Origin of the sequence: Peribacillus alkalitolerans, from assembly GCF_010882125.1 — a bacterium.
Lineage (GTDB): Bacteria > Bacillota > Bacilli > Bacillales > DSM-1321 > Bacillus_BN > Bacillus_BN alkalitolerans.
In genome coordinates, this window is the sequence record NZ_JAAGVZ010000001.1 from 407417 (window position 1) to 421684 (window position 14268).

General features: G+C 41.3%; 13 protein-coding genes and 2 other annotated features. Of the genes, 1 reads left to right on the forward strand and 12 read right to left on the reverse strand.

Features of this window, described 5'->3' with window-relative positions; all coding sequences use genetic code 11:
* Positions 1-115: 115 nt before the first annotated feature.
* The gene (locus G3O09_RS01955) at positions 116-355 is read right to left on the reverse strand and encodes a DUF1146 family protein (protein WP_163099480.1); all 240 of its coding nucleotides are present in this window, start codon (positions 353-355) and stop codon (positions 116-118) included.
* A 142-nt stretch (positions 356-497) separates the two neighbouring features.
* Here G3O09_RS01955 and G3O09_RS22920 point away from each other — a divergent pair, with 142 nt between their 5' ends.
* Positions 498-998, forward strand: coding sequence for a DivIVA domain-containing protein (locus G3O09_RS22920; RefSeq protein ID WP_420850316.1), 501 nt, complete (start codon positions 498-500; stop codon positions 996-998).
* Positions 999-1038: 40 nt separating this feature from the next.
* Here the strand turns inward: G3O09_RS22920 and trpA are convergent, their stop codons facing one another.
* From trpA to nuoL, 11 genes are all read right to left on the reverse strand, one after another.
* Positions 1039-1824 (reverse strand): tryptophan synthase subunit alpha, encoded by a 786-nt coding sequence (trpA, locus tag G3O09_RS01965; RefSeq protein ID WP_163099482.1) that lies wholly within the window; start codon positions 1822-1824, stop codon positions 1039-1041.
* The gene (gene trpB / locus G3O09_RS01970; protein ID WP_163099484.1) at positions 1821-3023 is read right to left on the reverse strand and encodes a tryptophan synthase subunit beta; all 1203 of its coding nucleotides are present in this window, start codon (positions 3021-3023) and stop codon (positions 1821-1823) included. The genes trpA and trpB overlap by 4 nt, the downstream gene beginning before the upstream one ends.
* Complete coding sequence (locus G3O09_RS01975; protein ID WP_163099486.1) at positions 3020-3631, reverse strand: phosphoribosylanthranilate isomerase; 612 nt, start codon at positions 3629-3631, stop codon at positions 3020-3022. The genes trpB and G3O09_RS01975 overlap by 4 nt, the downstream gene beginning before the upstream one ends.
* Positions 3628-4395, reverse strand: coding sequence for an indole-3-glycerol phosphate synthase TrpC (gene trpC, locus G3O09_RS01980; protein WP_163099488.1), 768 nt, complete (start codon positions 4393-4395; stop codon positions 3628-3630). Before trpC ends, G3O09_RS01975 begins: the two co-directional genes overlap by 4 nt.
* A gap of 15 nt (positions 4396-4410) precedes the next feature.
* Entirely contained in the window at positions 4411-5433 is a 1023-nt protein-coding gene (gene trpD / locus G3O09_RS01985; protein WP_163099705.1) for an anthranilate phosphoribosyltransferase, read from the reverse strand.
* Entirely contained in the window at positions 5402-6031 is a 630-nt protein-coding gene (locus G3O09_RS01990; RefSeq protein WP_163099490.1) for an anthranilate synthase component II, read from the reverse strand. Before G3O09_RS01990 ends, trpD begins: the two co-directional genes overlap by 32 nt.
* Complete coding sequence (trpE, locus tag G3O09_RS01995) at positions 6028-7407, reverse strand: anthranilate synthase component I (protein WP_163099491.1); 1380 nt, start codon at positions 7405-7407, stop codon at positions 6028-6030. Before trpE ends, G3O09_RS01990 begins: the two co-directional genes overlap by 4 nt.
* 60 nt (positions 7408-7467) lie before the next feature.
* Positions 7468-7721: a binding site (T-box leader), on the reverse strand.
* 44 nt (positions 7722-7765) lie between these two features.
* Positions 7766-8030 (reverse strand) — a binding site (T-box leader).
* A gap of 285 nt (positions 8031-8315) precedes the next feature.
* Complete coding sequence (locus tag G3O09_RS02000; protein WP_163099493.1) at positions 8316-9017, reverse strand: metallophosphoesterase family protein; 702 nt, start codon at positions 9015-9017, stop codon at positions 8316-8318.
* Positions 9018-9290: 273 nt separating this feature from the next.
* Positions 9291-10814: an NADH-quinone oxidoreductase subunit NuoN gene (gene nuoN / locus G3O09_RS02005; protein ID WP_163099495.1), complete on the reverse strand. Its 1524-nt coding sequence runs from the start codon at positions 10812-10814 to the stop codon at positions 9291-9293.
* Positions 10815-10820: 6 nt separating this feature from the next.
* Positions 10821-12341 (reverse strand): NADH-quinone oxidoreductase subunit M, encoded by a 1521-nt coding sequence (locus G3O09_RS02010; protein ID WP_163099497.1) that lies wholly within the window; start codon positions 12339-12341, stop codon positions 10821-10823.
* Entirely contained in the window at positions 12338-14206 is a 1869-nt protein-coding gene (nuoL, locus tag G3O09_RS02015) for an NADH-quinone oxidoreductase subunit L (RefSeq protein ID WP_163099498.1), read from the reverse strand. Before nuoL ends, G3O09_RS02010 begins: the two co-directional genes overlap by 4 nt.
* Positions 14207-14268 lie beyond the last annotated feature (62 nt).

Consider the following 14268-nt stretch of genomic DNA (forward strand, 5'->3'; position numbering starts at 1 on the left):
TCCCATTGTTGCCAATTAGGATAAGGACATACTGATGAATTTTCGTCAGATTTTGACATGACTGCACAAGGAGTATTGTTCAGAATTTCACAAATTTACTGAAAAAACAATTAGTTTATTCCTTATAAAGGAATGGTAATTGATTGGACCAAGCTATGTAGTCTAAGAAGAAACCACTTACCGTCGATCCAATAGTAAGAGTCAACAAAATGTACAACACTCTAGCTTGTATCACTTTATTTGCACGAAGAAGCTTATCAAAATGCAAAGCCTGAAGCGCCCACCATGTAATGGCGATAAAAAATAAATGCGAGATTATGCCAAACACAGCTTGCTGACCCAGATTCGCGAACATGAAAAGTCCTCCTTTACCCTATATACAAATTATAATTTTAACATGAATAGGGTAAATATAAAAACATTTTTTGTAAAAACCTTGATTTAAAACCGCTTTCTTCTTATTTAATAGTAAAAAATAATAAAGGATACTATATAGTATGAATCCCTTATTATTGATGGCTAGCAAATCTTTTCAAGAATGGAGAAAATTAATGCATCCTAAATTACTTGAACTCATTCAAGTATTCCCTCAATTAAAAGAAGCTTATCGACTTAAAATTAGTGATGGATACACTTTAACAAATATTCATATATCCTCTTTAGTTCCTGTTCACGACCTCACATATACAACAATTGAGTTAATAATAGAAATTCAATTGGGAGAAACAATTTTGTTACGCTACACCGAAGGCATAGTCCATTCATTTATCATTGAACCACTCTCTTCTACTAAAGATAGAATTCATCCAAACATTCTTTTAAATAAAGAACTGATTCATAATAAAGACTTTAGAAAAAAATTCTTTGGTGGCTATGATGAAGATGAGGTTAATCATTTTTTAGACATTATTATTAAAGATTATAAGTTTGTTGAAGAAGGGCTCATTAAAGAAAATAATATGCTAAAAGAAGATATTAAAAAATTAAGAGGTCATTAGAGTATATAAAAAAGAACCAGGTTCCCTGGTTCTTTCAACTTTATTTTATATTCACTAATAATCGACCACTTAATAGCTGTTTAATTTTTTCCTGTTCTCCGTTCTCAAAATGCTGGATGATTTGACTGCCTACCACTACTCCATCACAAAATTGAGTGATTTCTTTCACTTGTTCTGTGTTTGATATACCAAAGCCAGCCAATACTGGGATTGGGCTGATTAGTTTGAGTCTTCCTAGAAACTTTGTCACTTCCTCTTCAAAACCTCCACGAGCACCAGTTACCCCTTTCACCGTAACGGCGTAGATAAATCCCTCCGCATCTTGGGTGATGGTTTTTAACCTTTCTAATGGACTGGTTAAAGTTGCTAACCGGATAAGTGATATGTCCGCTTCTTTCAATACATGTTTGAGTTCTCCTTCTTCTTCTAGAGGAAGGTCTGGAATGATGACTCCATTCAATCCTATCGTTTTACATGCTTTTGCAAATTGATCTATTCCGTAAGATAGGATGGGGTTCAAATATGTCATGAAGATTAATGGGATAGTGACCGTTCTTCTTACATGCTCTAGTGTTTCAAAAATGCCCTTTAAAGTGGTACCTGCTTTTAATGCTCTTTGTCCAGCCGCTTGAATAGTCGGCCCATCTGCAACAGGATCAGAAAAAGGAATGCCAATCTCAATGACGGTCGCTCCCGCTTGTTCTAAAAACTCCAATCGCTCGACTAATCGGTCTAAACCTCCATCACCAGCCATGATATAGGGTACAAACGCCTTTTCTCCTTTATTTACGGAGTGTTCAATTGCGAGTTGAATTTGATTTGTCATGACGAAATCCCTCCTAAATAGTGTCTGACTGACTCAACATCCTTGTCACCACGGCCCGACAAGCAAACCACTAGGATTTCATCTTCCCTCATCGTTTTTGCCAGTTTGATCGAATACGCAATGGCATGTGAGCTTTCCAATGCCGGGATGATTCCTTCTTTTCTTGATAATAGTTGAAATGCTTCCAATGCCTCAGCATCCGTGACCGAAGTATACTGAACACGGCCTTCATCCTTTAAGAAGCTATGCTCTGGTCCTACACCAGGATAGTCCAGCCCAGCAGAGATGGAATGAGCTTCTTCGATCTGTCCATACTCATCCTGAAGGAGATACATTTTCGCTCCATGTAACACGCCTACTCTTCCTTTTGTCAGGGAGGCTGCATGCTTATCGGAATCCAACCCTGCCCCTGCCGCTTCTACTCCATATAGTGAAACGGTGACATCCTCTAAAAATGGATAAAACATCCCCATCGCATTCGAGCCACCGCCTATACAAGCAACCACCGTATCCGGAAGCCGTCCTTCAATCGTTTGCAGTTGTTTTTTCGTTTCGCTTCCTATAACACTTTGAAAATCTCGAACCATTTCTGGATAAGGGTGGGGTCCCAATACTGAACCCATAATATAATGAGTGTCTTCAACATGGGCGACCCAATAACGAAGCGCCTCATTGACGGCATCCTTTAAAGTTGAACTCCCTTGTTTCACACTGACGACCTTTGCGCCAAGAAGCTCCATTCGAAACACATTGAGCTTTTGTCGTTTAACATCCTCTTCTCCCATAAAGATGATACAGTCCATACCTAACAACGCACTTACTGTGGCCGTTGCTACACCATGCTGTCCCGCACCTGTTTCTGCCACCACCTTTTGTTTTCCCATCCGTTTAGCTAGTAGCGCCTGCCCCATCGTATTATTGATTTTGTGGGCGCCAGTATGGTTCAAGTCCTCACGCTTCAGGTAGATTTTTGCTCCCCCAGCATGCTTCGTAAGATTCTTTGCAAAATATAATGGCGTTTCCCTTCCTACATACTGCGTCAAATATTCATTAAGCTCTTTTTGAAAAACAGGATCTCCCTTTGCTTTTTGATATTCTTCCTCCAGTTCTAAAACAGCCTGCATCAGTGTTTCCGGGACAAATCTTCCTCCATAGGGTCCATAATGACCTGTTGCATTCGGCATGGCATATTGTTTCATATATGTTCCGCTCCCTTCGCATTTTCGATAAATGCTTTGATTTTTTCATGGTCCTTTTTTCCGCCACTTTCCACTCCACTAGATACATCCACCATGAAAGGACGCACGACGGTAATTGCTTCTTTCACGTTATCGGGGGTTAACCCACCTGCTAAAATTAGTTTTTTGTTTGAGTTCCAATCATTAAGTAAGGACCAATCAAACCTAAGCCCATTCCCACCTTGAAACGCTCCCTTTGGACTGTCGACTAATACATAATCAGTTGGATACTCGTCTGTGTTCAAGAGGTCCTGTTTTTTCCCTATCCCGAATGCCTTTATGACCGGTAAACTGTATTCCTGGCACATTTCAGGGGATTCCTCCCCGTGTAGCTGAATCATGGACAATCCACAATATTGTGCAATGGATTCTATGACTTGAGGTTCTTCGTTCACGAACACTCCGACTTTTTCAACATCATTTGGTAGTGAGTCGATGATTTGTATTGCCTGGTCCGGTGTGATCTGACGTTTACTTTTGGCAAATACGAAGCCTAGGGCATCCGCACCTGCTTGAACCGCGACATGTGCTGAATTCACATCCATGATTCCACAAATCTTCACCTTCATACGATTGTCCCCACTCCAGATAGCTCTTGAAAAACGGCTTCAATGTTATCCGCTCGCATAAGGGTTTCTCCAACCAATATGCCTTTAGCACCTGCTTTTACAACTCGACGAACATCCTCCGAATTAACGATTCCACTTTCACTGATTAAAGTGTGGTTCCCTCCCCCTTTAGCTAGTCGTTCTGTCGTTTCTAAATCCACTTGGAATGTTTTTAAATTTCGATTATTGATTCCGATCAGCTTTGCCCCTAGTTCCATGGCAATAGCTAGTTCCTTTTCGTCATGGACTTCCACAAGGGCTTCGAGACCATAAAGTTTCGCTACATCAAACAGTCGATGTAATTCTTCCTTTGATAGAGCGGCTACAATGAGGAGGATAGCATCTGCGCCTGCTTGCTTAGCCTTTTGAATCTGGACTGGATCGATAATGAAATCCTTGCAGAGAATGGGGATGTTCACAGCTTTCCTGACAGCTTCTAGATCTTCAAAGCTCCCTTTGAAAAAGGCTGAATCAGTCAGTACAGAAATTGCTGCCGCTCCATTTTTTTCATAGAGTCTTGCCTGTTCAACTGGATCCACCCTTTCATTAATCATCCCTTTGGAAGGGGAAGCCCTTTTGATTTCGGCAATGATTCCGACCGGTGTTTTTTCTTGTAAGGCCATGAAAAGTGAGATGGTGGCTCTATTGGATTCTTTGAGGTTTAGTTGTTTAAGTAGCAATACTTCCCTTTGTTTTTCCTCTATAATTTTTTCTAAAATATTCATCGGTTTCGCTCTCCTTTAGACAATCGCTTGTGAACGATTTGAATATTGAATCAATCTTTCTAACTTCGATAACGCTTGCCCTGAATCAATGCTTTCCTTAGCCAGCTTTACTCCCTCTTGAATACTTTCACAAAGCCCACTTGCATAAATTCCAAGTCCTGCATTAAGGAGTACGGTATCTCGATAAGCACCCTGTTTTCCATTTAGAACTGAAAGCAGGATCCTTGCGTTATCCTTCGCGTCCCCACCTTGTATTTCAGAATTATGGTAAGAAGGAAGTTCCACTTCATCGGGACGCAATAAAAAACGTGTTATTTCCCCTTTTTCGATAAGTGCTAGATGATTTTCCCCTTGCAGAGAAGCCTCATCCATAAATCCCGCTCCATTGACAATCACGGCTCGTTTTCGATTCAGTCTGCTTAAGACTTCTGCAAACAAATCGATGGACTCTCTCTGATAGATTCCTAAAAGCTGATAATCCAAATGGACTGGATTTGTTAGTGGGCCAATTAAATTGAAGATGGTTGGGATATTCAACTCTTTTCTCACCTTCATGATTCGCTTGAGACTTGGGTGAACGTGTGGGGCAAACAAAAAGGAAATGCCGACCTCTTCAAGTTGCTCCTCCAATACGTTTTGGGGAAGATTAAGCCTGACCCCAAGATACTCCAGAACATCCGCACTTCCCGTTCGGCTGCTGACACTTCGGTTCCCATGCTTTGCCACTTTCACTCCTGCACCTGCAATCACAAAAGCCGAGGTCGAGCTGATGTTAAAGCTTTTCGAGCCATCTCCACCTGTTCCGCAATTATCCATCACCCCTGGAAACTGTTTCGTGAATGGAAGAGCATGTTCCCTTAAAACTTGGACAATCTCTGTAATTTCACCAGCCGTTTCTCCTTTCGCTTTTAGAGCAATTAAGAAAGCGGCAATCTCACTGTCGGAAATATCCTCGCGAAACAGCTCTGCGGCAGCCATTTGCATATCTTCCTTTGTAAGGGCTTCTTTACCGAGAAGCTTTTGCAAATATACCTTCATCATTACTTCCTCCTTTTTTGTTTGATTGGCTTTCACATAATGACAGGAAATACTGGATCAATGTTGCTCCATTCTCAGTGCCTATCGATTCTGGATGGAACTGCAATCCGATGACCCGATAGTCTCTGTGCTGTATCGCCATGATTTCCCCATCTTCTGTGGATGCCAGTACGTTCAATTTCTCAGGTAAACTCTTGTGTTCAACTGCGAGAGAGTGATACCTCATAACATTGATCGTTGGTGGTAGACTTTTGAAAATTCCCAATCCGTTATGGTTGATGGACGATACTTTTCCGTGCATGATCTCTTTTGCTGAGATGATGTTAGCTCCAAACGCGTAGGCGATCAATTGATGTCCTAAACAAATGCCTAGAATTGGTACGTGCTGATAAAAATTCTTTATTATATCAATACAAATCCCTGCATCCTCCGGTCTTCCTGGACCAGGTGATAGCACAATGCCGGTAGGATTTAACCTCTTAATCTCCTCAATCGTAATCTTGTTATTTCTTACAACCTGGATCTCCTTGTAAAATGCACCGATTTGCTGATACAGGTTATACGTAAAAGAATCATAGTTATCAATTAATAGAATCATGCTTCTACCTCCATGAGAGCCCTTGCCTTATTTAAGGTTTCGAAATACTCTTTTCCCGGATCAGAATCATAGACAATGCCTGCTCCTGCTTGGATGATTGCTTTTCCATCCTTTACCACCATCGTTCGGATGGCCAGTGCAAAGTCGAAGCTCCCATGATAGGAAAAATATCCGACGGCTCCAGCATAGACATTCCGTTTGATTCCTTCCAGATCATTGATGATTCTCATCGCTTGGATTTTTGGGGCTCCTGACACGGTTCCTGCAGGCAAACAGGAAGCCAAAACATCCGTATTGTGAAGGTGAGGCAGCTTTCTCCCCCTTACTTCCGAAACGATGTGCATCACATACTTATACTTTTCAATCAGCATGTATTTCGAAATCTCAATCGAACCGATTTCACACACTCTACCAAGATCATTCCGTCCAAGATCGATGAGCATTCGATGCTCCGCAATCTCTTTCTCGTCTTGAAGTAAGTCCTTTTCAAGGGCTTCGTCTTCGATCTCGCTGTCGCCTCTTTTTCTTGTACCTGCTATTGGATTGGTCGTGACATGAGTGCCATCCCCTTTAATCAAGCTTTCTGGAGATGACCCAACCACCTGATAGTCTTCAAAATCGACATAAAACATATAAGGTGAAGGGTTCAAGCGCCTCAGACCTCTATAAAATTGAAACGGATCACCAGCAAATTCCGATGTGAACCGTTGGGACAAGACCACTTGGAAAATCTCCCCCTTGATGATTTCCTGCTTAGCAATGTTCACGAGTTTTTCGAAATGCTGTTGGCTTATCTCGGGTTGGAAACTGATGCTTTGTTTCTTGGGTGAACTCATTTTTACTTCCTTGCCTCTGGTTATCTCATTCATGATTTTTGTCGCTTTGATCTCAAAAGTCCTTTTATCCTCGTGAGAGAGGGAAACAATCGATATCATTCCTGTGAAATGGTCATACACAATGACTTCACGATAGAACATCAGATGTGCGTCAGGCATATTTAATTCATCCATTCCTTCTAGACCGATCTCTTCATATTGCCTGATGAGGTCATAGCCGATATAACCAACCCCTCCTCCCAAGAAGGGAAACGGAGCTTCGTCTAGCCTGATTGGTGGAAGGTATTCTTTCACGATGTCTAAGAATCTTCCTTCTCTGACAACCTCTTTCTCTCCCGCTAGTTGTATGAGGACCTTGTCTTTACAAGATTTCAACTCCAAGAAAGGATCCGCTCCAATGAAGGAGTATCTCCCATTCTGTTCATGCTTCAAGGAACTCTCTAAAAGGAATTTCTTTTTGCCCTCTAAGCTTTGAAAAATACTGATGGGAGTATGAATATCTCCCTCTAAATCTTTTCGAAGTAGCTTAATGTCTTTCATCTTTCTGCCTACCTTTCGTGAGAAAATAAAAAAAGTCCCCTACAGACATAGTTGTTGTCTGTAGAGGACGATTATCACCGCGGTGCCACCTCTGTTAAAGAAATCAAGAATTCCATTTCTTTCACTTTTTCAGGTACGGGAATTTTTATTCCTTATACCCTATCCTTGTAACGGCGGAAACCCGTGCACACCTACTCTCATTTCAATGTGCCTCTCACAAGTCCATTCGACCAACTCTATCGTACCGGTTCTCACCCTTCCCGGCTCTCTGTAACGCTTCAAGCTGATGTACTCCTCTTGTTCAACGATTTAATGTATGAAATTTTTTTGCCCATGAAAACAAAAAGGGGCCTCATCCTAAAAGGACGAGAAACCCCGTGGTACCACCTTTGTTGCTGTCTAATAACAGCCACTCTGCAATATCGAAGCGCACGTAAACAAACGCTTGAATATCCGTCTCTTGTAACGATGAGATCATTCGCCAAAGCCTACTCTCCCTTACATAAGGGATTTCGGTTTGGAAGCTCGGAAGTCCATTCACTACAACATTCATGCTGATTCTCACCAACCATCAGCTCTCTGAAATGTCTGTTGAAGCTACTCCTCTTCGTCAACGCCAATCCGATTCTTGAATTTTTCTCATAGTAACATGCACATATTGGCCATGTAAAGAGAAAATGTTTTTTAATTTTCGGCAAAAACTGACTTTTCACCTCGGATAGAATCTCTCAAAGCAAGTCCATCAAGGTTTATCTTCGAAAGTTGAGATTTTAAAAGCGATATTCGAAATTTATCCACGAAACTGCCAAAAAATAAAATCGAAATCCAAAATTTACAATCGAAAATGGCCATTTATCGATTATTCGACAAAAACCGGGTGGTAACCAAAAGTTGATACAATTTTTAGGCTATTTCACCGAAAATACTTTATGACTAGGCAGTTCTAAACAATTTAACTGTCCGCCATATACTGCTCCACCATCGATACCGATAATACGGTTGTTGCCAAAATATACACCACAATTAGTGTTGTCTTCATGGAGGGTATTTGTTTCTGTATGGCCAAAGATAACGGTTTTTTCTCCTGTATAACCGTTATGAAACTCGCCTCGAATCCACATCAATGTATGTGGCTCCGTTTCAGCAACAGGAATAGTTGGATCCACGCCACCATGAACTAAAATATAATCATCCGTTTCAATAAAATGCTCTAAACCTTGTATAAATTCTAAATGTCTTTCAAGTGTTTCCGAATGTAATAGGGGTTTTTGAAATGCTTCTTCATTAGTAGAAAAATCATTTTCGGAATAACCGTAACTACATAAAGTTTGATTGCCACCATTCAATTTAACCCATCGATTCCATACCCGTTCTTCATCTGTTGTTAACGCTTTAATCATCATATCCTCATGATTGCCCTTTAGAACGCGTGCCCCAGCTTCTTTTAAGCTAATTACTTTTTCGATGACACCTTTTGAATCGGGGCCTCGGTCTATGTAATCTCCTAATAAAATTAATTGATCTTGTTCAGGATTGTAAATTACTTTTTCAAGTAATTGTTCAAACTTGTCCAATTCTCCATGAATATCACTTATCACTAAAGTTCTCATTAGTAGATTACCCTTCTTTCCAGATTTTTAATGTTAATAATTATAATATAAGTAAACTATCAATTACATAATTTTCCCTATTTGAGAGAATTCAATATTAGGTAAAGCTTGTTTTTTTGGGTGTAAATTAACTTTAACTATCTGAGTTGATTGTAGCGGAGGGCACTTGACTCTTGGCATCCCACCTAACAACATACGACAAATTCCGGGGCGTCACCACAGCACAAAAAAAGCACAAAAAAGAGTGCTCTACAAAAGAGCACCCTCCATATTTCACTGCATAAAATCATCAAAATTTCCAAAGTAGTGATGTAAGAAATCCAGTGCCGCGCTTGGTACAACCCCAAAACCGATGGTTCCGATTGCACAAACGAGCAATACGACTAGTAAGCTAGCTGGTATCTTCACTTTTTCCGTCAACGCCAAGTAGTGTGCTGGGCGGAAGAAAACTTGAGTTAAGATGCCAAAGTAATAAAAGTAGGATACGACCGTGACTGCAATCATGATTCCCGCTAGGACGTAATGACCTGGCTCGATCGCAAAGGCACCCATGAATATGTTCAGTTTACCGATAAATCCTGCTGTCCCTGGAATACCAGCCAGTGAAAGGATATAAATTCCCATCATGATGGCTAGAAAAGGAGAGTGTTGGTACAATCCTGCAAAAACAGATACCTCTTCAGAGCCCGTTTTGTCAGACATATACTGGACTACGGCAAATGCTCCTAAATTCATAAATACATAAGCTACTAGATAGAACCAAATCGCATCAAACGTGAAATATCCCAATGTTGCGATCGCAACAAGCAAATACCCTGCATGAGCGATACTTGAATAGGCTAGCAAGCGTTTAATATTCGTTTGTTTCAAAGCAATAACGTTTCCTAGAATCATGGTAATCGCCGCTAGGAAACCGATATACTCTTTATTTTTTTCCATAAAGTTCAGTGCACCAATTTCATCCCCAGGCGCAGGTAAGAACAATGTAATCAGAATTCGAAGCAAGATGACAAAACCGGCTGCTTTAGAGACTACACTTAAAAATGCAGTTACTGGTGTTGGTGCCCCTTGGTACACATCCGGTGCCCACATATGGAATGGAGCAGTCGCCAGCTTGAAAGACAAACCGACCACAATCATGAAAAAGGCTAGACCGAACAAGTATTGAAATTGTCCATCCATGATTTGGGACATGACTCCGCTCATTTCTTTGAGGTTCGTTGTTCCCGTCAAACCATATAAATAGCTCATTCCAAACAATGTGATGGCTGTAGAAATACCACCATTAATGACGTATTTCATGGCAGACTCATTGGAGGCTAAATGATTTTTTCTCATCCCTGCTAGGATATATGACGAAATCGATAATAACTCTAATCCGACGAATAGAGTGATCATATCTCCACTGGAGGCCATCATCATGGCACCTAATAAAGCTGCTAGGAATAGATAATAGAACTCCCCACGGTATTCTTTCATCCCTTCAGCTGGCTGGAAGCTTTCTGCCAGCAGGATGACCATAGCCGCTCCTACAAGGAAAATCAACTTAAATGCCTTAGCGAAGGAATCCAGTCGATATGTATCATTCAAAATCGACGTTGTTTCTGAATTGAACAGACCCACTAAAGAAACAATCGCGATGAGAATTCCGACCAGAGCTACCCATGCTAGAGGGCGTCGGCTTGACGACTTTGGCATGAATAGATCTAATAATGTAAGTAATGTCGCAACACCGAGGATGACGAATTCTGGCATCATGACTCCCCAGTTAAAAGAAAGCAAGGTTTCCAAATCCATCCTTCATCACCCTCCTAACCCTATTAAAATAGCTTCAAGCGTAGACTCCAATGGTACCGTTAGCACACTTGGATACACGCCGATTAAAATGATCAAAGCCAATAAAACCACAACTGGTGCGAACTCTGCGCCTTTTATATCTGTCAGTGATTCAGCGTATGATTTCTTGGCCGTTCCGAAGGTAATGCCTAAAACAGCTCTCAAAACATATACCGCCGTCAAGATGATCCCGATGGCTCCAATGGAGGCTATGATCGGCTCTACTTTAAATAGCCCTAGAAAAGCCATGAACTCACTGATGAATCCAGACATCCCTGGTAAACCAAGCGAAGCCATCGAAGCTGCTAGCAAGAAGCCCGCAGTCAAAGGCATCGCTTTTGCTAGGCCACCTAAATCTCCCAATTGAGAGGTATTGACACGTTCATACATCACTCCGACTAAGAAGAACAGAAGTGCTGCAATTAATCCGTGGGACACAACCTGGAAAATGGCACCTTGTATGCCCGCTTCATTCAATGCCCCTAAACCAATCAGTACAATCCCCATATGTGAAATCGAGGAGTAGGCTAGGACCATTTTGAAGTCCGTTTGAATCAGAGCTAAGAACGCTCCATATAAAAGGTTAATCACACCTAGAATTGCTATGAAAATAGCAATTTCCTTAAATTGCTCTGGGAATATCCCTACTCCAAATCGGATTAAACCAAAAGCACCTATTTTTAAGAGAACACCAGCATGCAGCATTACAATGGAAGGTGGTGCCTGAACGTGTACTCTTAACATCCAAGTGTGTAGTGGGAAGATTGGAAGCTTAATTCCGAATGCCACTAGCAAGGCAATTAATAAAGTATATTTCATGGCCTCTGAAATAGGTGCAATGAGTGGGACTCCTCCGACCGTCATGATATATTTTAACGCTTCGATATTGGTTGTACCTGTACGAGCAAATAAAATCATGATGACGATTAAAAGGATGGCTGATCCCAATCCGTTATAGATCAAGAAGCTGTATGCCGCTTTTTCCTTTTCAAGATAACCCCATTTACCGATTAAGAAGAACATCGGGATGAGAGTAATCTCAAAGAAGAAGAAGAATAGAATCAGGTTTTGTGCTGTAAAGACGCCAAGCATGCCGATTTGAAGCATTAAGAATAGCATGAAGTAGCCTTTCCATTCCTTTTTGATATGGATGGAAGCAATAGCTGCCAAAGTAGCTAATATAGATGTCAGCAAGAGCATCACTAAAGCAAAACCGTCTAATGCTAGTTCATAATCGACCGCAAAAAGCTTGCTGTCGTATTTTTCTAAGTTTCCAAATCGGAACCAATTCACTTTGTTCGAAAACTCGGAAAGTCTCGTTCCTGCCTCAAATTGCAAATAGATATATAGAGACAATAATAAAGCAGGAAGGGTTGCTAAGACTCCAACCAGTTTTATAGTCTTTTCACTTGTTTTAGGAACAAATAAAAGTAGTAAAATCCCTACCAATGGGGAGAAGACTAATAGCGTTAATAGCCATTCACTCATCTTACGTACCCCCCTGTCAACGCGTAAACTACCAATAACACAGCCAAACCTAGGACAACAACGGTACCGTAGAGTTGGACTTGGCCCGTTTGCAGTTTTGAACCAATTTTTCCTAAGCCTTTAACGGAAATCGTCACCGTATTCATGATTCCTTCCACCAAGAACTTATCGATGAAGGATAGGAGAAATGAAATTCCCTTCGTAACTGGAACGATGGTTACGTTATACAATTCATCCACGAAATACTTGTTTGACAGGATGCTATATACTGTCGATCCTTCTCCACCGAGCCAATCCGATGACATGCTTCGTTTTCCATAAATCATGTAAGCTAATAGAATTCCCGCTAACGAAATCAACGTGGCAGCTATCATGATCCACGCTGGACCTTCAATATGGCCATGACCTAATGCATGGTTTCCTTCTGTTAGCCAATCTCCTAAAAATGTTCCAAACCATGGAGTATTCACATATCCACTTATGATAGCCAAAACTCCCAATACTAGCATCGGGATCGTCATGATGCTTGGTGATTCATGGACTTGTGATGTATCGCCCCTCGATACGCCTGCAAATACCATGAAGAACAATCTAAACATATAAAACGCCGTCAAAAATGCGGCTGCAAGTGCTAACCAGAATAAAGCGTAATTTCCATGTGCCCAAGCTGCAATCAAAATTTCATCCTTACTGAAAAATCCTGAGAACAATGGAACTCCAGAAATCGCTAACGTACCAATTAGGAATAAAGGTCCCGTGATACGGAGCTTTTTCCATAGTCCTCCCATTTCATCAATGTTCTGGGTATGGACTGCATGAATGACGCTTCCTGCCGCTAGAAACAGCAGTGCCTTGAAAAAGGCGTGAGTCATTAAGTGGAATACCCCAGCTACATAGCCTGCAGAACCTAGAGCTAGCATCATATATCCAAGCTGACTGACCGTCGAGAATGCCAGGACACGTTTGATGTCTTTTTGCACCAGGCCAATACTGGCTGCGAAAATGGCTGTGAAAGCCCCGATGATTGCCACTGTCAGCATAGCCGTTTCACTTGCAGAGAATAGTGGGAACATGGTCGCTACTAAGTAGACACCCGCTGCAACCATTGTAGCTGCGTGGATTAGAGCAGATACAGGTGTTGGACCTTCCATCGCATCCGGTAACCATGTGTGTAGTGGGAATTGACCAGACTTACCCATCGCCCCAATAAAAATTAGAATACTAGTCAAAGTAATCATCGTAGCTGAAATGGTGCCTGCTTCTACTGCATGGAAAATTTCATCGTACTCGAAGCTTCCAACCTGCCAGAATAATAGAATCATGCCGATAAAAAGGCCGACATCTCCAATCCTGGTCATGATGAATGCTTTCTTTGCCGCTTTCTTTGCTTCTTCTTTATAGAAGTAGAAGCCGATTAGTAGGAATGAACCTAGCCCTACCAGCTCCCAGAACACATAAAGCTGAAGTAGATTTGGTGATATGACCAAACCAAGCATCGCAAAAGTAAACAATCCTAAATAAGCATAAAATGTATGGAATCGCTCGTCGCCATGCATATAGCCTTTTGAATACATATGTACAAGGAAGCTGACTAGCGATACGATCACTAACATTAAAGCATTTAACTGATTAACCTCAATACCCGCTGTTAATTGTACATCCCCTATTGTTAGCCAAGTGGCTTCGGCTTTGTAAGTTGGTGCCGATAGACGTTCAATGAGCACCAACAGTGAATAGATGAAAGAAACGAGCGTCATAAGAATGCCAATATAGGCACTCGATTCTTTTAATCTTCTACCGAATAGAAGAAGGAACAGGAACGAGAATAGCGGGAAAAACGGTATGAGCCATGCATTCTCCATCATCGTATCAAATCCCCTTCTCATCGTGTGAAGGCAAAGCCTCCTCACTTCATGCACTATTTTTC

Bases quoted from the DNA above. Each gene is read 5' to 3' on its own strand.
- G3O09_RS01955 (WP_163099480.1), bottom strand. From the start codon at position 355: ATGTTCGCGAATCTGGGTCAGCAAGCTGTGTTTGGCATAATCTCGCAT.
- G3O09_RS22920 (WP_420850316.1), top strand. From the start codon at position 498: ATGAATCCCTTATTATTGATGGCTAGCAAATCTTTTCAAGAATGGAGA.
- trpA (WP_163099482.1), bottom strand. From the start codon at position 1,824: ATGACAAATCAAATTCAACTCGCAATTGAACACTCCGTAAATAAAGGA.
- trpB (WP_163099484.1), bottom strand. From the start codon at position 3,023: ATGAAACAATATGCCATGCCGAATGCAACAGGTCATTATGGACCCTAT.
- G3O09_RS01975 (WP_163099486.1), bottom strand. From the start codon at position 3,631: ATGAAGGTGAAGATTTGTGGAATCATGGATGTGAATTCAGCACATGTC.
- trpC (WP_163099488.1), bottom strand. From the start codon at position 4,395: ATGAATATTTTAGAAAAAATTATAGAGGAAAAACAAAGGGAAGTATTG.
- trpD (WP_163099705.1), bottom strand. From the start codon at position 5,433: ATGAAGGTATATTTGCAAAAGCTTCTCGGTAAAGAAGCCCTTACAAAG.
- G3O09_RS01990 (WP_163099490.1), bottom strand. From the start codon at position 6,031: ATGATTCTATTAATTGATAACTATGATTCTTTTACGTATAACCTGTAT.
- trpE (WP_163099491.1), bottom strand. From the start codon at position 7,407: ATGAAAGACATTAAGCTACTTCGAAAAGATTTAGAGGGAGATATTCAT.
- G3O09_RS02000 (WP_163099493.1), bottom strand. From the start codon at position 9,017: ATGAGAACTTTAGTGATAAGTGATATTCATGGAGAATTGGACAAGTTT.
- nuoN (WP_163099495.1), bottom strand. From the start codon at position 10,814: ATGGATTTGGAAACCTTGCTTTCTTTTAACTGGGGAGTCATGATGCCA.
- G3O09_RS02010 (WP_163099497.1), bottom strand. From the start codon at position 12,341: ATGAGTGAATGGCTATTAACGCTATTAGTCTTCTCCCCATTGGTAGGG.
- nuoL (WP_163099498.1), bottom strand. From the start codon at position 14,206: ATGATGGAGAATGCATGGCTCATACCGTTTTTCCCGCTATTCTCGTTC.